The 25,352-nt window shown below is 38.3% G+C and carries 21 protein-coding genes; 5 read left to right on the forward strand and 16 right to left on the reverse strand.

The genetic code is table 11. The annotated features are described in order from the left end of the window. Positions 1–6: 6 nt before the first annotated feature. The 3 genes from nlpI to rdgC all read right to left on the reverse strand — a co-directional run bounded on the left by nlpI (position 7) and on the right by rdgC (position 4,279). Positions 7–927: a lipoprotein NlpI gene (nlpI, locus tag P375_RS04975; protein WP_039135034.1), complete on the reverse strand. Its 921-nt coding sequence runs from the start codon at positions 925–927 to the stop codon at positions 7–9. Between the two features lie 86 nt (positions 928–1,013). Continuing rightward, positions 1,014–3,170 (reverse strand): polyribonucleotide nucleotidyltransferase, encoded by a 2,157-nt coding sequence (gene pnp / locus P375_RS04980; RefSeq protein WP_039135037.1) that lies wholly within the window; start codon positions 3,168–3,170, stop codon positions 1,014–1,016. Between the two features lie 200 nt (positions 3,171–3,370). Next, positions 3,371–4,279 carry a recombination-associated protein RdgC gene (rdgC, locus tag P375_RS04985; RefSeq protein ID WP_039135039.1) on the reverse strand — a complete coding sequence of 303 codons (909 nt, stop codon included), beginning with the start codon at positions 4,277–4,279 and terminating at the stop codon, positions 3,371–3,373. Between the two features lie 78 nt (positions 4,280–4,357). On the opposite strand from rdgC, the gene proC reads away from it, so the two are divergent. Both proC and P375_RS04995 read left to right on the forward strand, forming a co-directional pair. Continuing rightward, complete coding sequence (proC, locus tag P375_RS04990; protein ID WP_039135041.1) at positions 4,358–5,173, forward strand: pyrroline-5-carboxylate reductase; 816 nt, start codon at positions 4,358–4,360, stop codon at positions 5,171–5,173. After that, entirely contained in the window at positions 5,173–6,345 is a 1,173-nt protein-coding gene (locus P375_RS04995; protein ID WP_039135103.1) for a 3-phenylpropionate MFS transporter, read from the forward strand. Before proC ends, P375_RS04995 begins: the two co-directional genes overlap by 1 nt. A 57-nt stretch (positions 6,346–6,402) precedes the next feature. On the opposite strand, the gene cgtA is transcribed toward P375_RS04995, so the two are convergent. The 9 genes from cgtA to kduI all read right to left on the reverse strand — a co-directional run bounded on the left by cgtA (position 6,403) and on the right by kduI (position 13,719). Continuing rightward, the gene (gene cgtA, locus P375_RS05000; RefSeq protein WP_039135044.1) at positions 6,403–7,569 is read right to left on the reverse strand and encodes an Obg family GTPase CgtA; all 1,167 of its coding nucleotides are present in this window, start codon (positions 7,567–7,569) and stop codon (positions 6,403–6,405) included. A gap of 17 nt (positions 7,570–7,586) precedes the next feature. Next, positions 7,587–8,531, reverse strand: coding sequence for a DMT family transporter (locus tag P375_RS05005; RefSeq protein ID WP_039135047.1), 945 nt, complete (start codon positions 8,529–8,531; stop codon positions 7,587–7,589). 257 nt (positions 8,532–8,788) lie between these two features. After that, positions 8,789–8,959: a 50S ribosomal protein L33 gene (rpmG, locus tag P375_RS05010; protein ID WP_005542835.1), complete on the reverse strand. Its 171-nt coding sequence runs from the start codon at positions 8,957–8,959 to the stop codon at positions 8,789–8,791. 11 nt (positions 8,960–8,970) lie between these two features. After that, complete coding sequence (rpmB, locus tag P375_RS05015; RefSeq protein ID WP_013746215.1) at positions 8,971–9,207, reverse strand: 50S ribosomal protein L28; 237 nt, start codon at positions 9,205–9,207, stop codon at positions 8,971–8,973. Positions 9,208–9,423: 216 nt separating this feature from the next. After that, a complete protein-coding gene (locus tag P375_RS05020; protein ID WP_039135051.1) occupies positions 9,424–9,948 on the reverse strand; it encodes a YgjV family protein in 525 nt (174 codons plus the stop codon). A 31-nt stretch (positions 9,949–9,979) separates the two neighbouring features. Beyond that, positions 9,980–11,287 (reverse strand): TRAP transporter large permease, encoded by a 1,308-nt coding sequence (locus tag P375_RS05025; RefSeq protein WP_039135053.1) that lies wholly within the window; start codon positions 11,285–11,287, stop codon positions 9,980–9,982. 18 nt (positions 11,288–11,305) lie between these two features. After that, entirely contained in the window at positions 11,306–11,791 is a 486-nt protein-coding gene (locus P375_RS05030) for a TRAP transporter small permease (protein WP_197494784.1), read from the reverse strand. 53 nt (positions 11,792–11,844) lie between these two features. Further along, the gene (locus P375_RS05035) at positions 11,845–12,831 is read right to left on the reverse strand and encodes a TRAP transporter substrate-binding protein (RefSeq protein WP_039135056.1); all 987 of its coding nucleotides are present in this window, start codon (positions 12,829–12,831) and stop codon (positions 11,845–11,847) included. A 45-nt stretch (positions 12,832–12,876) separates the two neighbouring features. Next, a complete protein-coding gene (gene kduI, locus P375_RS05040) occupies positions 12,877–13,719 on the reverse strand; it encodes a 5-dehydro-4-deoxy-D-glucuronate isomerase (protein WP_039135059.1) in 843 nt (280 codons plus the stop codon). Positions 13,720–13,997: 278 nt separating this feature from the next. On the opposite strand from kduI, the gene kdgR reads away from it, so the two are divergent. Further along, entirely contained in the window at positions 13,998–14,795 is a 798-nt protein-coding gene (gene kdgR / locus P375_RS05045; protein WP_039135062.1) for a DNA-binding transcriptional regulator KdgR, read from the forward strand. Here kdgR and P375_RS05050 read toward each other — a convergent pair. From P375_RS05050 to P375_RS05060, 3 genes are all read right to left on the reverse strand, one after another. Then, on the reverse strand, positions 14,792–15,703 hold the full coding sequence (locus P375_RS05050) for a sugar kinase (RefSeq protein WP_039135065.1): 912 nt from the start codon (positions 15,701–15,703) through the stop codon (positions 14,792–14,794). The genes kdgR and P375_RS05050 overlap by 4 nt on opposite strands. 24 nt (positions 15,704–15,727) lie before the next feature. Beyond that, entirely contained in the window at positions 15,728–16,486 is a 759-nt protein-coding gene (gene kduD, locus P375_RS05055) for a 2-dehydro-3-deoxy-D-gluconate 5-dehydrogenase KduD (RefSeq protein WP_039135068.1), read from the reverse strand. Positions 16,487–16,643: 157 nt separating this feature from the next. Continuing rightward, positions 16,644–17,858 (reverse strand): pyridoxal phosphate-dependent aminotransferase, encoded by a 1,215-nt coding sequence (locus P375_RS05060; protein ID WP_039135071.1) that lies wholly within the window; start codon positions 17,856–17,858, stop codon positions 16,644–16,646. A gap of 146 nt (positions 17,859–18,004) precedes the next feature. On the opposite strand from P375_RS05060, the gene P375_RS05065 reads away from it, so the two are divergent. Then, positions 18,005–19,288 carry an isochorismate synthase gene (locus tag P375_RS05065; protein WP_039135074.1) on the forward strand — a complete coding sequence of 428 codons (1,284 nt, stop codon included), beginning with the start codon at positions 18,005–18,007 and terminating at the stop codon, positions 19,286–19,288. A 15-nt stretch (positions 19,289–19,303) separates the two neighbouring features. Further along, a complete protein-coding gene (gene menD, locus P375_RS05070; protein WP_039135079.1) occupies positions 19,304–21,010 on the forward strand; it encodes a 2-succinyl-5-enolpyruvyl-6-hydroxy-3-cyclohexene-1-carboxylic-acid synthase in 1,707 nt (568 codons plus the stop codon). Positions 21,011–21,125: 115 nt separating this feature from the next. Here the strand turns inward: menD and P375_RS12530 are convergent. Then, positions 21,126–25,352: hypothetical protein (locus P375_RS12530; protein WP_167333063.1), on the reverse strand; the 4,227-nt coding region annotated here is incomplete at its 5' end.

Raw genomic sequence — 25,352 nt, forward strand, 5'->3', positions numbered from 1 at the left:
ATAATATTATGGCTTGCTTTGTGCTGGGGCTTTAGTTTCACTTAAACGCAACAGTTCTAACAATGAAAAACGATATTCTACAAAGCTATAAACTTGATTCACCATTGCTAATTTAAATAGTGTAATCGCATCCTGTCGATGATTTTGCATTAATTGCTGTTTTGCCAAGTAAAAATAGGTTTCCGTTAAAACTTCTGAATATTGTGAGGAAGATTTGCCTGCATACTGCTTCATCCGTTGTTGTAATTCGGATAAAGAAATCTGCGTTAAATAATACTGTACAATATTCGTTCCCCAATATTGATTGGAAAGTTTATTTGCACGCTGTTTCAAACGAGAAAACGCCAAATCAGGGTTCTGTTTCAATTCATTGAAATATAACCAGAGTACGCGATAAGGGTTTGTCGTATCTTCTTGATAAAATTTAATTAAATCATCTTCCGCTCGTGCAAAACGGTTAGAGTAATAGTAACTTAACCCACGATTAAAGAAAGCATAACTGTAATGAGGATCGAGCGTCAGCACTGCATTAAAATAATCAATCGCTGCATCGTAATCGCCCTCAACTAGGGCATAAATCCCTAAATAATTATAAGCATCCGCCATTGTTGGTTTGAGTTGAATCGCTTGCGCGAAATCAAATCGGGACAATGTCCAAAGACCAAGACTATCGTATAAAACACCACGTTCAAAATAGAATGCGGCGCGATCCTCCCGGTTCATTTTTTCTAATTGCAGCACTTGACTAAGTTTGGCAATAACTACTTCCTGATCAATATGTTCCTGCGGTTTGGTGTCAGAAAATATTAACTGTGAATCCGTTCCCAAAACACTTAATGGTGAACTCGAACAACCCACCAATAAAAAGCATAATGAAAAAAATGGAAAATAGAAAAATGAACAAACTCTTCTCTGCAATCGACACATAACACTGCCTTAACTAGCACTAAGCCCAACACTTTCGGCAAAAACACCGTGGCAAAACCACGGTGTTATTCGTCATTGCTTATATCTTACGCGTCTATTGAATGATCTTCAATTACGCTGTTTTCATTTGTTGTTTCAGGTTCATTCACTGCTTTAGGTTGAAGATCTTTCATTGTCAAACGAATACGTCCTTGACGATCGATTTCAACCACTTTCACCATCACTTCCTGACCAACTTGTAGATAATCACTGACTTTCTCTACACGCTCATCAGAAATTTGTGAGATATGAACCAACCCTTCTTTGTTGCCCAACACCGCAACAAATGCACCAAAATCAACGATACGAGTCACTTTGCCTTGGTAGATTTTATTCACTTCCACTTCAGCGACAATGTCTTCGATTCTGGACATTACTGCTTTCGCCGCATTGTTATCAGTTGCGGCAATTTTCACTGTACCATCATCATCAATATCGATTGAGGTGCCGGTTTCTTCGGTCAAACTACGAATTACCGCACCACCTTTTCCGATCACATCTTTAATTTTCTTCGGATCAATCTTCATTGTATGAATACGAGGTGCGAAATCAGAAATATCAGCACGCGGTGTTTGAATCGCTTGTTCCATTACATTAAGAATGTGCATTCTTGCACTTTTTGCTTGGTTAAGCGCAATCTGCATAATTTCAGGCGTGATCCCTTCAATTTTAATATCCATTTGCAATGCGGTTACCCCTGCACGAGTACCTGCAACTTTGAAGTCCATATCACCAAGGTGATCTTCATCGCCAAGAATATCAGATAACACTACAAATTTATCATCTTCTTTTACCAATCCCATTGCAATACCAGCAACTGCCGCTTTAATAGGCACACCTGCATCCATTAATGACAAAGACGCACCACAAACAGATGCCATTGAAGAAGAACCGTTTGATTCTGTGATTTCAGACACCACACGCACCACATAAGGGAACTCTTCTAAAGTCGGCATTACTGCAGCAACGCCACGTTTGGCTAAGCGTCCATGACCGATTTCACGGCGTTTTGGTGAGCCAATCAAACCTGTTTCACCAACAGAGTATGGCGGGAAATTATAGTGGAATAAGAAATGATCGGTTCTTTCACCAGTCAATTCGTCAATAATTTGAGCATCACGTTCCGTACCTAATGTAGTCACCGCTAAAGATTGAGTTTCACCACGAGTGAAAATTGCAGAACCGTGAGCGCGAGGCAACACGCCTGTACAAATATCCAATGCGCGAACAGTATCAACAGTACGTCCATCAATACGCGGTTCACCTGCTAAAATACGGCTGCGAACAACACCACTTTCTAATTCGTGAATAATATCAATGATTTTACCTTCGGTAATGCTATCATCTTCGCTATTTTCAGCTAACACAGTAGCACAAACATCGGCTTTGATCGCATCAATCTGTTCATAACGTGCCTGTTTTTCAGTAATACGATAAGCTTCACCTAAACGAGCTTCAGAGAGTTCTTTAATACGATTGATTAAAGCTTCATTTTTAGCTGGAGCCTGCCAATCCCAACGAGGTTTACCAGCTTCTGCCGTAAACTCTTTGATCGCTTCAATCACAACCTGTTGTTGTTGATGACCGAAAACCACCGCTGCCAACATCTGTTCTTCGGTAAGAATATCCGCTTCAGATTCAACCATTAATACTGCTTTATCCGTACCGGCAACCACTAAATCCAAACGACTCTGTTTTTGTTCTGATATTGTTGGGTTAAGTACGAACTGATCATTAATAAAACCGACTCGTGCCGCACCAATTGGACCATTAAACGGCACACCAGATAAAGAAAGTGCCGCAGATGCACCAATCATTGCGACTAAATCCGGACTAATTTGAGGATTAACAGACATGACAGTCGCAATAATCTGAATTTCATTTAAAAAACCTTCCGGAAATAATGGACGAATCGGACGATCAATTAAGCGTGCAATTAAGGTTTCACCTTCTGAAGGACGTCCCTCACGTTTAAAAAAACCACCCGGAATACGACCAGCAGCATAACTACGTTCTTGATAATTAACAGTTAATGGAAAGAAATCTTGTCCCTCTTTCACATCTTTTTTTGCTACAACGGTGACAAATACACAAGTATCATCCATACTTGCCATTACCGCTGCGGTCGCTTGGCGCGCCATTGCTCCCGTTTCTAATGTTACGGTATGTTGCCCGTATTTAAATTGTTTCACAAATGGAGTCACAATTTTATCCTCTTATAAATAATGTTAAGTTAATGACATTTGTAATGACCCGTTTGCGACTAGCAAAAATATTTTCCTTTAATCAAAAAGTGCCACCAGCAAAAAACATTTTTGTTAGCCGCACACAAAACGAGGTATTACAAAGTGCGCTATTATAGCGTGATTTTAAAACAGACGCATTGTTATTTTCTTGAGAATGCTTATTCTCCCAACTTTTTCTCGCCTAATAATTCCAGCATTTTTTGCATAAACAGGGATAATTCGCCTGTCATTAAAACAAAATCTGCATCAAAACGCTGTGCTACATCCTCTTTCAAAATGTCATCATTTTTTTCACGCACCACATCCGCAAATTTTACGCGTTTCAGTGAAGCGTCCTCATTGAAAATAAAACTAAAATGATCTTCCCACGCTAACGCCAGTTTGGTAACAACCTTTCCGGCAGCAAGGTGAGCTTGAATATCTTGCTCATAGAGATCCTGATTTTTACAACGCAACGTTGAACCTGTATCCAAATCTTTAAATTCCGCTTCTTCCAAACAGGCAAGCCATTCAGGCAAACTATCTGTCAATAACCAGTTTGTCATTGTCACAAATAACGGTTCTGCAAACGAAAACGGCACTACCGGCAAAGAACCGAGCGACTTACGCAATAATGCCAACACATCTTCCGCGCGCTTGCTTGAGGCGGCATCAACATAAATTAAATCGTTTTGTGTATCGATCCACAATGCGGTACGCTGATGACGACTGAATGCGCGCGGCAATAATGTAGCAATCACATCATCTTTTAAGGATTGTTTCTCTGTCTTTTTCAATTTACGTTGCTGGGCTGCTTCAATCTCTTTAATTCGGTTTTCCAATGTTTCTTTAACCACATTGCTCGGCAACATTTTCTCTTCTTTATGTGCCACTAATAAGATCTGTCCGCTTACCTCAAAATGAAACATTTCGCTCTCTGCCAACAGCGCTTGCCAACCTAATTTTGTTCTATCACCTGCGCCGCAAGGGAAAAATTGCTGTAATGCTAAACTCTGCTGTAAGTTTTCTGTCGACCAGTCCAATTTTTTTGTTAAACGGTAAACTAAAACATTCTTAAACCAAAACATCGCTGTTTCCTTATAGTTATCTTCATAGCTGTCGGGTACAATAGCCGCTATTGTACCGTGATTTATGGAGAAAATCTTATGCAACTGAAAAAGATCGCCTTTATCGGCGGCGGCAATATGGCACGTGCCATTGCATTGGGATTATTAGCAAAAGGCTATCAAGCAGATCACATTATGATTTGCGATCATAACGAAAACAAACGTCAAGCCTTTGAAGAAAAAGGCATATTAACCACAGCGGTATCCACCAGCGCTATTGAATTTGCCGAAGTGATTGTGTTGGCGGTTAAACCACAAAATATGCAACAAACCTGCCAGGTATTTCAACAATATGATTTACAACATAAATGGCTGATTTCTATCGCTGCCGGCATCAGCGTAGACACGTTGCAGCGTTATCTACCCTCCGCCAAACAAATTGTACGTGTTATGCCGAACACACCTGCTTTGATCGGCGAAGGAATGTCCGGTTTATATGCCAATCCGAATGTTAATTTGGAATTTAAAAAATATGCCACAGAACTTTTCAATGCGATTGGTCAAAGTTGCTGGGTGGAAACAGAATCCAGCATTAATACTATTATTGCAACTTCCGGCAGTAGCCCAGCTTATTTTTTCCTCTTTATGGAAGCGATGCAAAAAACTGCGATGGCAATGGGATTGGATGAACAGCAATCACGTTTATTAGTGCAACAAACCGCGTTGGGTGCAGCACAAATGGTAATTAAAAATCCAGATTTGTCCTTAGAGATCTTACGTCAACAAGTCACTTCTAAGGGCGGCACGACTGCGGCGGCGATTAATGTGTTCCAACAACATCAGCTAGAACAGACGATTGCACAAGCAATGCAAGCGGCAGTGGCACGTGCGGAAGAGATGGAGAAATTATTTTGATTAAACTGAAATCAAATTATTGGCTCATTCTCAATTATTTTGGCTATTTCTGTGCCTATGGTGTGTTTGTGCCACTTATTCCAGTGTGGTTACAATCACAATCTTGCAGTGATGAAAATATTGCTCTTTTGCTAGCTTCTGCCTACATATTCCGTTTCTTGGGCGGTATTTTCTTTTCCGGCAAAATTAAAGATACCGCTTATCTACCGGCAATGTTACGCAATCTGGCATTTTCCTCTGCTTTAGTTATTTTAATGATTGCCATCAGCTCATGGTATTGGCACTCTTTTTTATTAATTTTTGTGCTATTTGCTCTGTTTAGTCTATTCAACGGTGCTGGAATGCCATTGCAGGATAGTCTTGCTGGTATTTGGAATCGACAAATCGGCTTAGATTATGGCAGAGTACGTTTAATCGGTTCATTAGGGTTCGTGATTGGAGTAGTAGTTTTTGGTGCATTAATTAGTTATCTTGGCGATTCTTCTATTATTTGGGTCATCTTGAGTTTATTAATCGTCTATATTTTATACCAACTGCCAATCCCCGCGACACTTCCAATTTCTAATCTGCAAGCAACCCAAGCGAAAAGTATAAGTTATCGTCAATTATTATCCGAAACGAATACTCTCCGTTTATTGATCGCCATTTCATTAATTCAAGGCTCACACGGTGCTTACTATGCTTACAGTACCATCTATTGGGTTTCACAGGGTATCGATCTGAAAACCACTAGCCTATTGTGGGGAATTTCTGTGGTAGCGGAAGTGATTTTGTTCTTTTTTGCTTCCAAATTATTTAAACATTGGAATATTACTACATTATTTACGCTAAGCATCATTGCTGCTGCTATCCGCTGGATGGCATTTCCAGTATTAGGAAATTTAGCATTGTTGACCTTGTTACAGCTATTTCACGCATTAACTTACGCTGTCAGCCACTTTGCCACTGTTCGCTATATTTCTGCTCAACCCGATTCACATATCGCTAAGTTACAAGCGTTATATAATGGTATCAGCAACTGTATCGCTGTAGCTCTGTTGACCGCATTATCCGGCGTGATTTACAGCTACAACCCGACTTTCGCATTCTGGACAATGGCAGCTTTTGCCTTATCGGCATTACTGTTTTTACCAAAAACAAATTGTGGGAAAGTCACTGCAATCCGTGAATAAACAAAAAGGATAGTATAAAACGTACTATCCTCTTTCTATTTGTATTTTAGACAAAGTTTATGGTTTATAAATAATCTCCACACCCTCTTCGTCTTCTTCTGACCAATCATCGTCCCAGTCGTCGTCACCTTCTTCAACATCTGCCAACTGTTGCTGGTGATAGTCCTCCCATTTGAACTTCACTTCTTCATTCTCGGCAACAACCGCTTTTTCTCGCGGATTGGCTTCAATAAAGTCCATCACCTCTCTGACCAAATCCGGTACATTGCGTCCTGTTGCGGCGGAAATAAGATAATAATCGCCGTCCCAACCTACACGGTCTGCAATTTCTGCTGCACGCTGTTGTGCTTCCTCATCACTCAAGGTATCCATTTTATTAAAAACCAACCAACGTGGCTTATCCGCTAATTTTTCACTGTATTGGAACAATTCGGTTTCGATAATCGCAATATTATCCGCCGGATCACTCTCATCAATTGGCAGAATATCCACCAAATGGATCAACACTCGACAACGTTCAAGGTGTTTTAAGAAACGAGTTCCTAAACCGGCTCCTTCTGACGCCCCTTCGATCAATCCCGGGATATCCGCAATAACGAAACTACGGTTTGCATCCACTTTCACCACACCTAAACTCGGCACCAATGTGGTAAAAGGATAATCCGCCACTTTCGGCTTTGCTGCTGACACCGCACGGATAAAAGTTGATTTACCAGCATTAGGCAACCCCAACATTCCAACATCAGCAAGCAACATTAACTCTAACTGCAAATCTCGTTTTTCACCCGGCGTACCATTAGTTTTTTGGCGAGGCGCGCGATTTACAGATGATTTAAAACGGGTATTTCCTAGACCGTGATAACCGCCTTTTGCTACCAACAGTTTCATATTATGCTCTGTTAAATCACCAATGACCTCTTTGGTATCATTATCAACCGCTCGCGTACCAACTGGTACACGTAACGTGATATCATTACCACGATGTCCGGTGCAGTTAGAACTGCGTCCGTTCTCGCCACGCCCTGCCGCAAAGCGTTTTTCAAAACGATAATCTACCAATGTATTTAAATTTTCATCAGCAATTAGGTAAACATCACCACCATCACCACCATCACCACCATCAGGCCCACCTTTCGGAATATATTTCTCTCGGCGAAAACTGACACAACCATTGCCACCATCACCGGCTTCAACACGAATTAAGGCTTCATCAATAAATTTCATCTTGTTTTAATCTCCTATTACGTCACAGGACGTTTTTTCAATAATTTATGTCCTAATGCTGAACATAGTGCACCTAATACAACGATAAAAGCACCGATATACGCCAAAGTATTTAATTCAGAAGCCGGCACAATATCCGGATAGATTCGGTGGAAAGTTTCAACAAACACAATGGTAAACAATGGCGTTAAAGTAAGAATTGAACTCACTTTGGACACTTCCCAACGGTTTAAGGCTTCGGCATAAGCACCATAAGCAATTAATGTATTTAAACAGCAATAGACTAAACATAATGCTATCGGCCAAGTCAAATTTTCTAATTTAGCCGGATGACTCAACGGTGTAAAAATTAATGAGGCGCCGATATAAAAAATAAATAAAATCTGCTGAGAATTAAAACGGCGTAACAATAATTTTTGTGCAATCGCATAAGATACCCAAATAATTGCCGCAGAAACACAGATAATCACCCCCATAGTATAAGTGGTCAAACTGGTGAACAATTCAACTAAACGTGCATTAAAAAATGTCAGTAGTCCAATAAATAAAAGTATTGCACCAACTTTCTGATTCCAACTTAATTTTTCTTTAAAAATCAACACACCGGCAAGCATCATAATAAATGGCGACACTTGCCCAAGCACCTGTGAAACCGAAGGATTAATATATTCCAATGACGTGTTGAATAAAATAAAGTTTATCGCTAACCCCAAAGTACCAATAATTGTGATCCAGCGAAAACGTGGGTTAAACGCAATGCGAAACTTCGGCATTTTTCCTGTCACCAACAAGATAATCGCTAGCCCAAGCATCGCTACTAAAAAACGTAACCATACTATGGTGTAACTATCTAAAACAGTTAAAACACGTTGCAATGCAAGCGGCAGAGATCCCCAACAGATCGCTGTCGTCAATGCCAATAAAAACCCCGATAATGGTCGTTCTACTTGCTTCTGCTTCATTGTTTTTCCTTACTTGTTTATCTTTCTGCTCAGAATACTCTCAATCTTTTTCAGGCTCAATTCAGGAAATACTATACTTTTTCATCAAAATGCCTAAATAGTTGAAACACCGTTCAGAACAGCAGAATATTTGTATTTGAGAGGAACAATCTCTTGCAAATCAAGGCAATTCAAACATTAAAATATAAAAAACTGCACCCATCAGTAAAACCGTTGGGTGCAGTTAGAATTAAAAATTTTGACTTACAAAAAAACGATTATTTAATTTTCGCTTCTTTATAAATAACATGCTTACGAACAACTGGATCAAATTTTTTGATTTCCATTTTTTCCGGCATATTACGTTTATTTTTAGTTGTAGTATAGAAATGACCTGTTTCAGCAGTTGAAACTAGTCTGATTTTCTCACGTGCACCTTTTGCTGCCATTGTTCAGCTCCTTAGATTTTTTCGCCTTTAGCACGAAGATCAGCTAAAACTGCATCGATGCCTTTTTTATCAATAATACGCATACCTTTCGCTGTTAAGCGTAAAGTTACGAAACGGTTTTCACTTTCAACCCAAAAACGATGGGTATGTAGATTCGGTAAAAAACGACGACGAGTTGCGTTCATTGCGTGTGAACGGTTATTACCAACTGCCGGACGTTTGCCTGTTACTTGACAGACTCTGGACATTTGTAATTCTCCAATAATTAACTAAAGCTTAAGCTCAACGGCTCGGATTACCAACATTCTAATTGGTTTAGATTTGTTAGCTACCTCGTCAGGTATTAAAACCCGACCCGCTACTAACTATATTAAAGGTCGTGGATTATACTCACTTTATCTTGATTTCTCAAGCCTGATCATAAAATACCTGCAGAAAAAGAGAAAAATTTCCTATTATTCTGACTATTTCATTGTATATTGCCGTTGCTCTCTATTTTGTAACACTAATCGTAAAATGGTAATAGCATTCATCACAATAACGGTAGATTCCAATAAAACTCCGCCAAATGAACCTACTAAAATATTATTTGTCAGCCAACAGCCTGACCCCACTAGCATCAACAGACGCATTGGAATACCTTTTAATAAAAAGAGAGAAATTGTACCAATGGTTGTACCGAAAATCGGGAAAAACTGCCACAAGGAGTCCGCTACTATATAACCGAAAATAATCCCTATAATAACAAAGAAAAGTGCAACATATTTTGAAGAAACATAAATCGATGTTGCTGTACGGCACGCCGACAACAACGAACTTAACGCTGAAACTGACGACCCTAATAAAATAAAATGCGACATATAGGTCAGATTCTGCACCAGCATCACAATCTTCAATTTTTTATCATTACGTTGATAAAAACTTAGCACACCTAAAATAAAAGCAAGTACACCTAAAAATTGTGGTAAGTTAAATATCTGTTCTAGCATATCGCATTGATCCTAAAAAATAGTTAGGAATTTATTTTACTAATCCCATTAATTCAGGAATAGACATTGAAATTGAAGGAAGATATGTTACTAACATTAATACCATAAAAATCGCAAAGAAAAACGGCAATAATGTTTTTATAACCTGTTCAATTTCAACATTTCCTACTTTACAACCTGTAAATAGAATTGGCCCTACCGGTGGGGTAATTGTTCCTAATGATAAATTAAATACTAATAAAATACCGAATTGTACAGGACTCATCCCCAAAGACATACAAATAGGTAAAAAAATCGGTGTAAAAATTAATACCGCCGGTGTGGGATCCATAAAGGTTCCTACCAATAAAAGAATTAAATTTATAATTAATAAAATCAATATTGGATTATCTGTAATAGATAATAATCCGGAGGCAATCATATTCGGAATCTGAGTAAATGCCATTACCCAAGACATTACAGAAGAGGTCGCCAACATAAAAATAACAATTGCAGACATTTTAGCTGTTTGTAAAAAAATTTGCGGTAGCATCTTCAAAGAAAGCGTTCTGTAACACAAACTCAATATTAATGAATAAACAACAGCAATCGCCGATGCTTCTGTTGCAGTAAACACTCCTACAAGTATACCCCCAATAACAATGATAACTAACGATAAGCTTGGAATAGCTGCCAATGCAATTTTTACACTGTCTTTGCAAGTCACTTTCTCTTTTGTAATATAGCCTCTTTTTTTAGCCATAAATCCTGCAATAATCATTACCGCAACGCCCCATAAAATACCAGGTAAATAACCCGCCATAAATAAAGCAGAAACAGACACACTTCCAGCTACAGTTGCATAAACAATGATGGTATTACTTGGTGGAATTAACATTCCTGTCGGTGCTGAAGCAATATTTACTGCGGCACTATATCGGGGATCATACCCTTCTCTTTTTTCAATTGGAGTCATAATGCCTCCGATTGCCGCCGCTGAAGCAACACCAGAACCACTAATCGAACCAAATAACATATTAGAAATAATCGTTGTTTGAGCAAGTGATCCCGGCAAAAAGTGACTAAAAATTTTAGCAAAATTAATTAAACGAATAGCTATACCACCACTATTCATTATATTTCCTGCCAAAATAAAAAATGGTATAGCCAATAATGCAAAAGAATCTAAACCAACAAAAATACGTTGTGCGGAAGTTACCATTCCCCCTTGAAACGGCAATATTGAAAACATTGCAGCAACTGAAGATATACCGACACTAATACTGATCGGTGTTCCGATCACTAAGAAAAATACTGTACCTACCAACATAATAAGTGCAGCAGTCGTTGCTAAATCCATAGTTTCCTCCCATGAAATTTATTTTTTTGTGCAGTGATAAAACGTGGCTAAATTACAAATAGAATAAAAAACAATAATTGCTCCACTAATAGGAATTGCTGAATAAATAACACCGATCGGAATTTGCAATGCAGAATCTAATTGGAACATCTGTCTAACAGTTGCACTATAACCACCAATAATCATCACCCCAATAGCAAACGTTGCAATTACTATTTCAGAGATAGAATCAGCAACCACTTGTAATTTCGGAGGAAATTTATTTTTCAGAAAAGCGATTTCCATATGTTCTCTTAAACCAAAAACATAAGCACCGGCAAATAAAATTAACCAAACGAATAAATAACGAGATAATATTTCACTTACTGCACTTGGACTATTAAATACATAACGCACAACAACTTGATAAGTAATCAATACCGTCATTAAGCCAACAATAAAAATACATATCCATTCAATGGCTCTATCTAAAATTTTCTTTATTAACAACAAAATATCAAACACCACACACCTCCTAAAATAAATAAGGATAGGCAAGCAGCCTATCCTTTAAGCATCTATTTCAATGCAATAATTTTTTCATACAATGCTTTTTGTGCTGGCGTTTTGATTAATTCCTCTTGAAGTGGTTTGCAACTTTCTTGGAATGGTGTTGTATCTACTTCAACGAAAGTAGCTCCTTTCTCTTTTGCAAAAGCTTCCGCAGTTTTAATTTGATCATTCCATAACTCAAATTCTTTTTTAGTGCTTTCTCTAGCAAGCTTTTTCAAAGTTTCCTGATCTTTTGGCGTCATAGTGGAAAGAAAAGCATCACTCACAACCAATAAATCTGCTACGCGTAAATGTCCTGTACGAGAAAAATACGGTGCTACTTCATATTGTTTCAAATCCGCATAGGTAATCTCATTATTTTCTGCACCATCCAATACCCCTTGTTGAATTGCCGTATAAACTTCACCTTGGTTCATTGGAACTCCTGTACCGCCCATACAGGATAGCATTTTAATCATTGTATCTGACTGTAATACTCTGATTTTTTTACCTTTCAAATCTTCTTTAGATTTAATTGGGCCACCTTTGGTATAAAGGCTCCTCGCACCTGCAGTATAAGCAGTTAATACCTCAAAACCGAACTTCTTAGTGGAAGCAAACAAATCATCTAAAATTCCAGAAGTAAACACTTTCTCTTGATGTGCAGTATTGGCATAAACATATGGAATACCTAATACCGCAAAGGTTTTATCAAAATTTTCCACTAAAGGATTAGCAACAACAGCCATTTGGATAGCTCCATTCTGCACTAATTCTAATGAAGCTCTCTGATTCCCTAATAATTCATTAGGAAAAACATTCACTTTATAACGACCATCCGTTGCTTTGGAAAGTTCTTTTCCAAATTGTTGCAATGCTTGATATTGAGGATGTTTATCAGATTGGTTAAAAGCAATTTTTACCTCTGTTGCCGCTAGAACAGAAGAGGAGTAAATCGCCGTAATAGCAGCCGCAAAAAGAGTTGCTTTTTTAGATAATTTGAAGACTTTCATAATTACTCTCCTATAGTGGATAATTCATAAATTTTTAAAATAGTGCTAACGTAAATCCTGCATTGAAACAAAATCCATATCATCGAAAGTTTGATTCTCGCCAACCATACCCCACACAAAACTGTAATTTTTCGTACCACAACCTGAATGGATAGACCAACTTGGTGAAATAATTAATTGTTTATCGCGAACAACAATATGACGGGTTTCTGTTGGTTCTCCCAAGAAATGGAACACTACTTGATCGGGTTCAATATTAAAATAGAGATACGCCTCCATACGGCGTTCGTGTGTATGAGCAGGCATCGTATTCCATACGCTACCTTTTTCTAATTCAGTCATTCCCATACATAATTGACAAGTTTCCAAAACTTCAGGATGAAGATATTGATTAATTGTGCGGGCATTGGAATTTTCTAATGTCCCTAATTTGACTTTTCTGGCATCAACATATTTAATCAACTTACTAGGAAATGTGCGATGAGCAGGCGCACTTAATCCATATAACACAGCCGGAGATTTATCATCTTGAGATGAAAAAGTGATCTCTTCTGTTCCTTTACCTAAATAAATTGCATCTAAATGCCCTACAGTGAAACTTCCTTGTTTAGTAGTAATAACCGCTGTACCGCCTAAATTAATAATTCCTAATTCTCTACGTTCTAAGAAAAATTCTGTACCAAATGATTTTTTATCAATCACTTCATCTAACGATAATATTTCCCCACTATTTGGAATAGCACCCAAGGCAACTAAACGGTCAATATGGCTATAAACAACATTAATCTTGCCGGTTAGGAATAAATCTTCACAAAGAAAGGCTTCACGAAGACGTGTTGTATCGTAATGTTTAGCATCCTCTGGATGCATATTGTGTAAAATTTTCATTTTTACCTCCTAAAAAATTAGAATTACTCTAAATTAGTTTTTTTGTATCGTCTATCAAAAAATTCAAAATTTGTGATAAAGATCTAAAAAAATTAAAACAATGTTTTATTTTTATGGAAGATAATTCTTTAATTATGTATTTTAGACAAACATATCCCCCTCAAGTTAACTTGAGATAATGAATAATGCTTGATTAAGCTTCGGGATATTCCTAATTAATAACCAATTGTTTATAATTTAACATCTTTAATGATATAAAATTTGATGCCTGTAAAAATATGAAAAAAGAAAATGCACCTGAAGCCGTAGCTTCAGTAATGAAAGTATTCAGTATTTTAGAAATCCTATCGGAACAAAAAGATATCGGAATAACCGAACTGTCTCAGAAATTAATGATGTCAAAAAGCACAACCTATCGTTTTCTACAAACAATGAAAACTTTAGGGTATGTTTATCAGGAAGATGATAGTGATAAATATGGATTAAGTTTAAAACTATTTGAGCTAAGTGCTAGATCATTAGAATATGTTGATCTTATCTCTTTTGCAGATAAAGAGATGCAATATATTGCAGAACAAACCGGTGAAGCATTGCATTTAGGGATTCTCGAAGGGCACGAAATTGTTTATATGCATAAAATTGATTCAAAATATAATCTTAGAATGCAATCTAGAATAGGGCGAAGAAATCCTCTTTATAGTACAGCTATTGGAAAAATTCTGTTATCCGGAGTATCTGATGATGAAGTTCGTACAATTTTGGCTGATGTTGATATGGTACAATCGACCAAAAATACAGTTGATAATGTTGAAAAATTAATTCCGGAGTTACATTCAGTAAGGGAAAATCATTATGCCGAAGATAATGAAGAACAAGAAGAAGGTTTAATCTGTATTGCCGCACCGATTTATAACAGATTGGGGCAAATTATTGCAGGCATATCAATTTCTTTACCAACAATCCGCTTTAAAGAAAAGGATCGCCCATATTTAGTCAATTTATTACAGCAAGCAGGAAAGCACATTTCCGAACGCTTAGGTTTCTATGGCTATCCTGCTCTACAAAGCCATAATTAGATTGATGGCATTGCAACTTTCGGAATAATCGCACCTTTGTGTTGAATGACTGTTCCAGCCAACAAATGCCCTGCTTGTGCTGATTCCACAATGGTTCCGCCTTGCAGGCGTTTTGCCAAATATCCGGCACTAAAAGAATCACCGGCAGCAGTGGTATCCACCACTTTTTCTACACGTGTAGCTTCTACTTGATAACGTTCCGATTTAGTGGCTATTACACAAGGCTCTTTCCCTCTTTTCACCACGACTTCTTTCACACCTAATTCCAATGCTTGTTGAATAGACTGTTCATAATCAGTAAAACCGAACAGAGCCTGATCATCCTCAAAGGTTAAAAATGCAATATCAGACAGCGCCAATATCCTTTTATAAATATCTCTTGCTACTTCAACATTTTCCCATAATGCCGGACGATAATTATTATCAAAAATCACCTCTATGTCAGCCTGTACGATTGCTTCCAATAACTTCTGCCGATCACAATTCGGCAAAATTGCCAAGCTAATACCACTCAAATAGAGATAAGAATAGCCAGAAAGCAGATTTGCTATTTCATTAATAGACAAATCTGCTAACCAGTAACGTGCAGCAGCATCATTACGCCAATATAAAAACCGACGCTCACCTTGAGAATCAGTTTTAATCATATATAAGCCGGGCTGTTTATTGGCAACGACAGCGACCGCATCAGTATCTATATCTTCTTGTTGCCAATAATTGATCATTGCCCGACTTAAATCATCTTTCCCTATTCCAGTAAGATAGGACACTTTTGCTGAAGTACCCAACAATCGAGAAAGATAAATCGCCGTATTAAGCGTATCTCCCGCAAATCCCTGACGATAACAGTCATTATCGTTCCAGAGTTCAATCATACATTCACCTAAAATTGCAATTTTTTTCTCCATTTATTGATACCTCACTATGTATAACTATCTTGCCAACCAACCACCATCTACTGCAATTGTATATCCATTAATATAATCAGAAGCAGCAGAAGCTAAAAATACACAAGGCCCAGCAACATCTTCTGGCAGTCCCCATCTTCCTGCCGGAATACGCTCTAAAATTTCCTTGCTTCTTGATTCATCACTACGTAATGCTGCGGTATTATCCGTTGCCATATAACCAGGGGCAATCGCATTAACATTAATGTTATATTTTGCCCATTCATTGGCCATTAGACGCGTAATCCCCATCACTCCACTTTTAGATGCAGTATAAGATGGAACACGAATACCACCTTGGAATGAAAGCATTGAAGCGATATTAATAATCTTACCGCCAGATTGTTGTTTTATAAACTGTTTTGCAACTGCTTGAGAGAAGAAAAAGACACTTTTTAAATTAATATTAATTACATCATCCCAATCTTTTTCACTGAACTCAATCGTATCCTGACGACGAATAATGCCTGCGTTATTTACTAAAATATCAACTTTACCAAAAGCTTCGACTGCTTTTTCCACGAGCGAAGTAATTTGATCCTGTTTCATTAAATTTGCCGGTAAGTTAATGAAACGTCTGCCCAATGCCGTAATCTTTTCTGCAGTTTCTGAAGCATCACTCAGATTTACTCCGACAACATCACAGCCTGCGGCAGCAAGACCCAAAGCCATTCCTTGCCCCAATCCAGTATTACATCCTGTAACAATTGCCACTTTCCCTAATAAATTAAATTTCTCTAACATTTTTTCCTCCTTAATCAAAAAATCCTATTAAATAATATTCTGTTTCTTTATTTTTGAAAAGTTGTTTTATTATTTTTATATTAAAAATATTTAATTAACTAATGGCAAAAAAATCCCGCTTACTACACTTTTGGCATTAAACGGGATCAGAAGGAAATTATTGATGATAATGTGTTAAGAATCTGGCAAGTTTGGTCATTGCCTCTTCAATTTGATGGACATATGGTAAGGTTACAATACGGAAATGATCCGGCTTATGCCAGTTAAATCCCCGTCCGTGAACCAACAACACTTTCTCTTGAGTTAAAAGATCAAACACAAATTTTTCATCGTCGTGGATGTTATACATTTCTGTATCAATTTTCGGGAACATATACATTGCGCCTTGAGGTTTAACACAACTGATACCGGGAATTTGATTAATCATCTCATACGCTTTATTGCGCTGTTCCAGCAAACGCCCACCCGGCAAAATAAATTCGTTAATACTTTGATATCCACCCAACGCTGTTTGTATGGCGTGTTGCATCGGCACGGTAGCACATAACCGCATTGATGCCAACATATCCAAGCCTTCGATATAGCCGGCAGCCGCCTTTTTCGGGCCATTAAGCACCATCCATCCTTGACGGAATCCAGCGACTCGATAGGCTTTAGATAAGCCATTCAAGGTAACTGTTAATAAATCTGGTGCTAATGCTGCAATGTGATGATGAACAGCACCATCATATAAAATTTTGTCATAAATTTCGTCCGCAAAGACAATCAATTTATTTTGACGAGCCACTTCCGCTAATTCTAATAATAATGCTTTGCTATAAACCGCTCCGGTCGGATTATTCGGATTAATAATCACAATCGCCTTTGTGCGAGGAGAAACCTTCTGCTTAATATCTTCTATATCCGGAAACCAATTCTGTTCTTCATCACATAAATAATGCACTGCTTTACCACCGGAAAGTGTTACTGCTGCTGTCCATAACGGATAATCAGGCATTGGTATCAACACTTCATCCCCATCATTCAAAAGTGCTTGCATTGACATCGTAATCAATTCTGATACACCGTTACCGATATAAACATCATTGACCCCAATATTAAGCAGTCCTTTTGATTGATAATATTGCACGATCGCTTTGCGTGCGGAATAAAGACCTTTGGAATCACAATATCCCTGTGCTGTCGGCAAATTGCGGATCACATCCACTAAGATTTCATCTGGTGCTTCAAAACCGAATGGCGCCGGATTACCAATATTCAACTTTAAAATCTTATGCCCTTCTTCTTCTAAACGACAAGCCTCTTTATGCACCGGCCCACGAATATCATAACAAACGTGTTCTAATTTATCTGATTTTGGGAAAACATCCATCACTGTCACCTTAAACAATTTATTAACAATAATGGGTTACTTTACGCTAATTTTTTGAGCTTAGAAAGATTTTCAAGAACTTTATTTGAAATTACGGTAAAATTACCGCTTTTATAACATTTGGATAAATAGAATAGCTATTGACAATGGATGTATTTCAACAACTAAAATCATTACTCACTACGCAGATTGCTATTTATCAACCTGATTGCCGCCGCTTTGGTGAAATCCAAGCATCCATAGAGGCTTCAAACATTGATCTTATCGCTTGGTTGAAAGGGCAAGCCGTATTTCCACAATTTTATTTGCAACAACGCCAACAGCAATATGAAATCGCTGCTGTCGGTGCGGTAAGCCACATCACCTCGTTTGAAGAATTAACCACATTTAAACAAGACTATCCCCATTTTAACCTTGTCGGTGGTGTCCAATTTTTAGGTGAAGTAAAGTTCATTTTGCCTCGTATTTATTTACATTATCAACAACAAAAATTAACTGTTAAGCTATTGTTTAATCAAAGAATTTGGCAACAAGAAAAACAACAACTGTTGCAAATTCTACAACAACTGCCGCATCCTCAAACTTGTAACGAGATCAAGGACATCACACCGATACTACACCATCAAAGTAGTACTCAATCTCAATGGCGGCAGTTAATCCAAAACGCATTAAATGCGATCAAACAACAGCAGTTCAATAAAGTGGTTCTAGCTCGTGAAACAGTATTTCAACTCAATCAACCACTCAATGGTTATGATTTGCTAGCATTAAGTCGTCAAACTAATCAGCATTGTTACCACTTTGCGATTGCTGAATCAGCACATTCTATTTTTTTAGGTGCCAGTCCAGAATGTTTATACTGCCGCACTGATTCAGATTTTCAAACCGAAGCACTTGCTGGTACCGCCCCCATTGGCGAAACAGATGAACAACAACGACGATATCAACAATGGTTATTGCAAGATCAAAAAAATCGCTTGGAAAATCAATTTGTTGTTGATGATATTTGTCAAAAAATTCAACCTTATTGTCAGACAATTGAAGTCGGTAAGGTACAATTACGCCAATTACGCAAAGTTCAGCACCTCTGTCATCCGATTAAGGCAACCTTGCAGCCGCAACATCAATATTGGGAACCATTATTCGCATTACATCCGACCGCTGCGGTTGCCGGTTATCCAAGACAACCGGCATTGTCATTCATTAAGAACAATGAACCGTTTCAACGCAACTGGTACGCCGGAGCAATCGGAGTTATCACACAATCTTTTGCTGAATTTTGTGTTGGACTACGTTCCGCAAAACTCACTAATCAACAATTACACCTCTTTGCCGGTGCCGGCATTGTTAAAGAATCTCAAGCAGATGAAGAGTGGCTAGAAATAGAAAGAAAAATGTCCGGATTACTCTCCCTGTTTGAGCTCAAATAAAATAAGGAGAATACAATGTCTATCAGTACATTTAACCGTTGCTGGTCTAAAGTCATTTTAGAATCACTGCTCCGTTACGGCGTGCATCATATCTGCATTGCACCTGGTTCACGTTCAACACCACTTACACTCGAAGCGGCACGATTACAGGATGAAAGTCGTGTAACCTGTCATACTCACTTTGATGAACGTGGTTTAGGCTTTTTTGCTCTTGGTTTAGCCAAAGCAACGCAAAAACCGGTTGCCATTATTGTTACCTCCGGAACTGCGGTAGCCAACCTTTATCCTGCCATTATTGAGGCCTACCAAACACAAACTAACCTCATCGTATTAACCGCTGATCGTCCGATTGAATTAATCGAATGTGGCGCAAACCAAGCTATTTGCCAACAAAAAATCTTTGCTCACTATCCGATTGCTGAAATTAATTTGCCGAAACCAAGTCAAGATTACAGCGCCAATTGGTTAGTATCCACATTAGATCAAGCCTGTTATCAACAACAACTTACCCCCGGCGTCATACATATTAATGTGCCGTTCGCCGAACCACTTTACCAAGCGAATCTGCAACAAATTGACAACCATTCGTGGTTACAACCGCTAAGTTCTTGGTTACACAGCCAAAAACCGTGGGTGAAACATCCGGAAAATCAAGTCGAAGTGCTGATCCACGAAAATTGGGATCTATGGAGAACAAAACGGGGAATTGTCGTTGTCGGACGTTTGCCATTGGAACAAAGTATGGGAATTAGCACTTGGGTTAATACAATGGGTTGGGTATTACTAACGGATGTACAATCCACTGTTGAAGCGACATTGCCTTACGCCGATATTTGGTTAGCAAATAAAACGGTTTTTCAACAATTACTGCAAGCGGATATTGTGATTCAACTTGGTAGTGGCATTGTAAGTAAACGAATTAATCAATTTTTAGCAGCGTTTCAAGGTGAATATTGGTTAGTTGATGCTTCACAACGCCGTCTTGATCCGGCACATCATCAACAAACCCGTTTTCACGCTAAAGCTCACCATTGGTTGCGTGCGCATCCACCACTCAGACAAAAACCGTGGTTGCTTGAACCGTTAGCACTATCACAATTTTGTGATAAATTTATTGAACAACAAGTTGGCAGCAATTTAAACGAAGCATCATTGGCTCATCATCTAGAGCGCTTACTGCCAACAAATGGCATACTTTTCCTTGGTAATAGTCTTTTTGTACGTTTAGTTGATGCACTATGCAAACTGCCTAATAACTATCCGATTTATACCAATAGAGGAGCAAGCGGTATCGATGGTTTATTGGCTACCGCTGCTGGTGTTGCTATTGCTCATCAACGCCCTTTGATCGCTTTTATCGGTGACATTTCCGCACTGCACGATCTCAACTCTTTTGCCTTATTCAGAAAGGTTAAATTGCCTACCATAATTTTTGTAATTAACAATAATGGCGGTGCAATTTTTGATATGTTGCCAGTAGAAAATGAAGCTAAAGAACAATATTATCGCTTACCACATCATTTAGAGTTTTCACAAATCGCCAATATGTTTGAGCTAAATTATGCACGGCCTTATACTTGGGCAGATTTAAGTTCTACCCTCAAAACGGCTTATATGCGTAAATCCGCTACTATTATTGAAATTAAAGTAAGTGCTACTGAAGGCAGCACTATTTATAAAAATTTGCTTGAACAAATTGCACAAGCGGTTATTGGTGATTAATACAGAAGAAAAAAACAAATCAAATACAAAAGAAAAACCCATCAAGCGGGAAGCTTGATGGGCTGATTCATATTTGCTTAATCTATTTCAAGATTAATTTATTAGGCAACTACTATCAAAATTGATCAACCTTGATAGCTTCGTCAATGAATACATAAATACCAGTATCTTTATATTCATATTTCTCAACGCTATTGTCCGTTGATTCTACTTTCTTCCAGCTACTATGTAATCTCACATTATCAGTATTCTTTCCATGAACTTCAATCGGACCAATTGTTGAAGCATTGCCACTAACAATATCTCCTTTGTTTCCGATAATGAGTGTTCCACCTTTACCATTCAAATTAAAGACCTCAATGCTAGAAACATCAATATTGTTACCACCAATATCACCATACATTTCCAACCTTACTTTATTTGAATCACTATTTGGTGTACCAAGATTAATTGTATCTCGACCTTCACCACCATAAATCAATGATTGACCAGAGATACTATCATCTTTGAACATAGAGTTAATCGAAATGGAGTCATTTCCTGCACCAAGTTTAATATTATTTGATGAAAGAACCCAAGTATTAATAGTTACCGTATCTTTGCCTGAGCCAGACTCAATTTTTGCATGGATCATATTGCCGCCAACACTCATAGTATTATTACCATCACCAAGATTAATAATATAGTTATTATCCGGCAACTTAGCTAATGCATCTTTACTCTCTTCATACCAAGAACGCACATCGTCTTGATAAGCACCAGTATATTTCAAGCTGGCATCATAAATCTCTTTAAAGATTGCCTTATCTCTGGCTTCAGAGTAATTAACACTATTACGCACAGTTACAGTGTCATCTCCTGCGCCAAGCAACATAGTTACATTAGCTTGTCCGCCAATTCCCCCTACAGTAATTGTGCTACTGTCTTTTGAAAGAATTAACACATCATCTTGCAACTCTCCGCCTACCGTCAGAACATCACTTCCTGAACCAAGATCGATAATATTTGATGCCAATTGAGGAGCTGTATCAGTAATCGTTCCACCTACTGTCATCTTATCGTTTCCAGCACCAAGACTAAAATAGTTAGAATATGGTCGCTCACTATCATGATCCGCTTCAATTGAACGAGTAATTGAAATGGTATCATCATCATCGCCCATCGATACTTTCGCAGTTGTATTATTCATACCATAGCTGTCTTTAAAGACACCGAAAATACTAAAAGTATCATTACCGGTGCCCATTAAGATACGCTGAGGGCCATCAAATGAACCACCCGGATAACCATAAGGTCCATAACCACTCATACCTTTACGCAAGATTAACGTGTCATCACCTCCGCCAGTAATCACATCAGTATGACCTCCCATACCAACAACATCAATAAGATCATCGTGATCATAGGTTTTTAAAGTCGCTTTATACTCTGAAAGATCAGTGCCTCCATCAATAAAGCCACCAAACCCATCACCACCCTGTTTCTGACGAAGAATAATGATATTGTCTTTATCTTCTGATGTCTTGATACCAGCACCCGAAGACGTTTGTGCTGCGTTACCATCAACTTCCGCATCATTCGGTCCAGTACCACTCGTCATATCAGTGGTTAAACGAGCCAAACGAAGCACTTTTGCATCTTTTAATAAATCAACAATTTGGGAATTCCCTTCTTTATCATAGAAGACAAATGTTGATTCCCCATCTCTAATTGTTGTACTCCATTTATGATCTTTCTGGGATACATCTACTGCACTGCTATAGTTTTGTAAAACATCTATCTCCGGATTAGACAATGCACCATCTTTTCTCCACACTTTAAGACTATCTTCTTTAAAGGTAAATTCAACGTGCAATTTTCCTGCTTCATCGGCATAAATATGATGTTCTACCGCCGGCGGTGTAGTATCTAACGTTACTTTATTTTCTGCCTTACTGTAAATAGTATAAGTCCCCAAAACAGTCGTATCATTAGTATTATAAGAGCTAGCTCTCAAAATATAGGTATGCCCATCTTCTGGATTAAAACCTCTCGCATCAAATGTAAGTGTTTTTTCTCCCGCTGTCTGATTGCCTTTTGTATCTGACCAACGTACCTGATCTGGCTCATTAGTATCAATGATCTCTAATTTCACTACCCAACCATCTAAATTTCCACCTGATGAAACTTTATTCTTAACCCCAACGAGAATTTTAGACCAGCTAGTGTCATTAGTTGTTCCATCTTTTTCTACTACCTCTGTAATTGGGTTCTCATCATCCTCAATACTAACACTAACCACATCAATACCATTCCCACCCTTATTTGGATTTGTAAATGGAACCAGCAGTGTCAATTTAGTACCATCTTCAGTCACCACATTAAAAAACTGTTGAGTTGTCTCACTAATTTTTTTTGCAACCTCAGGATCAATACGAATTTGCATATTTCCATTTTCATCTACACGATACTCAGAAATAGATGCACTTGATGGCGTTGGTGTTCCTTGCTTCCATCCGTCTGTTGGCGCAAGTTTAATCGTAAATGATTCTCCACCTAAAGTATCTTTAATAGGAATATCTGTTGCATTAATAGTAACAATCCCCCCATTTTCTGATGCATAATCATCAAGATATTTAGCACTAGGGGTCATAGTTTTCCAAAATGCTCGATATAAAAGCGTAGTTCTACTATTCGCTTGCCAAACTGCATCGGCCGCATTAGTTACATCTGGCACTACTGCTTCTAAGGCATTAATTTTGCTCACTAAATCTTGCTTATCATCATCTGTATGCACCCATTCCACTGCTGCAATTGCATTTTCTTTCAACTCTGATAATGGCAGCAACTGTTTATTAAGCGCATTTACCTCATTTGCCGTAAAGCCATGTTCAGCAAGCACTGATTTTTGAGCATTAAATGCCTCAAATGCTTCTTTCGCTTTCTCATAAGCTTCTACAGCTAAGGTCTTAGGCGTAGAGCTATTTAGATTAGGATTAGATCCTGCTTTTGCCTCTTCATCATCGGTATAACCATCTTTATCCTGATCTGGTATTTCTTTAACTGTTGCCTCAGTTGCCGATGCGGAATTACCTGCAACGTCAGTTACTGTTGCATTAATAGTTGTGCCGACTGGTGTACTATTTTGTGCAATCGTAATCATATCATTTGCAAGGTTCACACCCTCTACTGAACTTCCTTGTAGCACCCAACCATTTTCTGCCTTACGGTATTCAATTTCATTTGCAGCTTCACCCGGTTTAGTAATCTTCACCTTAAACACATCACCAATATCAGCATCAGTAGGCAATACAATTGTTGTATCTTTTCCAGCTGGTGCATCAATTTGTGGCTCTCTTGGCGTTGTCGTATCCACCACATAGCGATCACTATTAGATATCGTTGCTGTTCGCCCTGTTGTTTCATTACGAATAGTTACAACTACTGAACCTTCATCGTACTGACCTTCCGGTAAAGTAATCTTATTACCTTCTACTAACTGAACAGGCTTGTTATTCACTGTAATAGAATCAATGACATAACCTTGTGGCGGAGTGAAACTCAATTCACCATTGTTAGTGATCTTATCTGTTTTCGAACTTCCAGTATCTTGAGTTAATGCCATCATAACTGTTGGTGCATCAGTAATATCCAACTGTACAGATTGTTGTTCTGCAGTCGTATTATTACCTTGGTTTTCAGCATCTTTCACCGTTACATCCGATACAGAAAGCTGACCTTGGAACCCATCTTGCACTGGTACATTCAATGAAATGCCGTCGCGAATATCATCTGCTGTCAAAGCATAACCTTTCGCAGGCTGCGTTTCCGTTAGCGATTTATCTGAATTAATATAATAAACCTTATCACCAACGGTAATTTTACCAGTCAAGATATCGCCCGCTTTCACATTTTTCACATCATTAAAGCCAACATTCACTGTAACCGGATTTGGTTGACCACCAGACTCACCTAACTCTGCTTTATCTATTACATCATTACTATCGGCATCTAAACCACTACCAACCACCACTGCTGGTTTACCTGTTGGGATTGGGGTAACACCTAAAGTATTAGGAATAACAATTTTTGCTGACCCACCTTCTTGGGTCGTTCTATATGAACCATTTGGTAATTTAGCAATCTCAGCATCTACTGCATCCTTCGCATCTTGAGCATCTTTAATCGCCTGATCTAACTGAGCTTTCTCTTTTGCAGTAACTACACCATTCGACTCAATTTGTTGTTTTAACTTCTGTACGTCTGTCGCTTTCTGCTTCGCATCAGCCAACAAACGATCAATATTCGCTTCCGTTGTATCTAATACACCGTTGCTGTTGCTGTCGTTTACTTCTGGCACCGT

The sequence above is a fragment of the Gallibacterium genomosp. 2 genome (assembly GCF_000771895.1).
In the GTDB taxonomy this organism is placed as follows: domain Bacteria; phylum Pseudomonadota; class Gammaproteobacteria; order Enterobacterales; family Pasteurellaceae; genus Gallibacterium.

What these genes read in the sequence shown, in the direction of transcription:
- rdgC (WP_039135039.1), bottom strand. Translation starts at nt 4,279, where the DNA reads ATGTTTTGGTTTAAGAATGTTTTAGTTTACCGTTTAACAAAAAAATTG.
- rpmB (WP_013746215.1), bottom strand. Translation starts at nt 9,207, where the DNA reads ATGTCCAGAGTCTGTCAAGTAACAGGCAAACGTCCGGCAGTTGGTAAT.
- kduI (WP_039135059.1), bottom strand. Translation starts at nt 13,719, where the DNA reads ATGAAAATTTTACACAATATGCATCCAGAGGATGCTAAACATTACGAT.
- nlpI (WP_039135034.1), bottom strand. Translation starts at nt 927, where the DNA reads ATGTGTCGATTGCAGAGAAGAGTTTGTTCATTTTTCTATTTTCCATTT.
- kdgR (WP_039135062.1), top strand. Translation starts at nt 13,998, where the DNA reads ATGAAAAAAGAAAATGCACCTGAAGCCGTAGCTTCAGTAATGAAAGTA.
- kduD (WP_039135068.1), bottom strand. Translation starts at nt 16,486, where the DNA reads ATGTTAGAGAAATTTAATTTATTAGGGAAAGTGGCAATTGTTACAGGA.
- rpmG (WP_005542835.1), bottom strand. Translation starts at nt 8,959, where the DNA reads ATGGCAGCAAAAGGTGCACGTGAGAAAATCAGACTAGTTTCAACTGCT.
- cgtA (WP_039135044.1), bottom strand. Translation starts at nt 7,569, where the DNA reads ATGAAATTTATTGATGAAGCCTTAATTCGTGTTGAAGCCGGTGATGGT.
- P375_RS05020 (WP_039135051.1), bottom strand. Translation starts at nt 9,948, where the DNA reads ATGCTAGAACAGATATTTAACTTACCACAATTTTTAGGTGTACTTGCT.
- P375_RS05005 (WP_039135047.1), bottom strand. Translation starts at nt 8,531, where the DNA reads ATGAAGCAGAAGCAAGTAGAACGACCATTATCGGGGTTTTTATTGGCA.
- menD (WP_039135079.1), top strand. Translation starts at nt 19,304, where the DNA reads ATGTCTATCAGTACATTTAACCGTTGCTGGTCTAAAGTCATTTTAGAA.
- P375_RS05060 (WP_039135071.1), bottom strand. Translation starts at nt 17,858, where the DNA reads ATGGATGTTTTCCCAAAATCAGATAAATTAGAACACGTTTGTTATGAT.
- P375_RS05025 (WP_039135053.1), bottom strand. Translation starts at nt 11,287, where the DNA reads ATGGATTTAGCAACGACTGCTGCACTTATTATGTTGGTAGGTACAGTA.
- P375_RS05050 (WP_039135065.1), bottom strand. Translation starts at nt 15,703, where the DNA reads ATGGAGAAAAAAATTGCAATTTTAGGTGAATGTATGATTGAACTCTGG.
- P375_RS05065 (WP_039135074.1), top strand. Translation starts at nt 18,005, where the DNA reads ATGGATGTATTTCAACAACTAAAATCATTACTCACTACGCAGATTGCT.
- proC (WP_039135041.1), top strand. Translation starts at nt 4,358, where the DNA reads ATGCAACTGAAAAAGATCGCCTTTATCGGCGGCGGCAATATGGCACGT.
- P375_RS05035 (WP_039135056.1), bottom strand. Translation starts at nt 12,831, where the DNA reads ATGAAAGTCTTCAAATTATCTAAAAAAGCAACTCTTTTTGCGGCTGCT.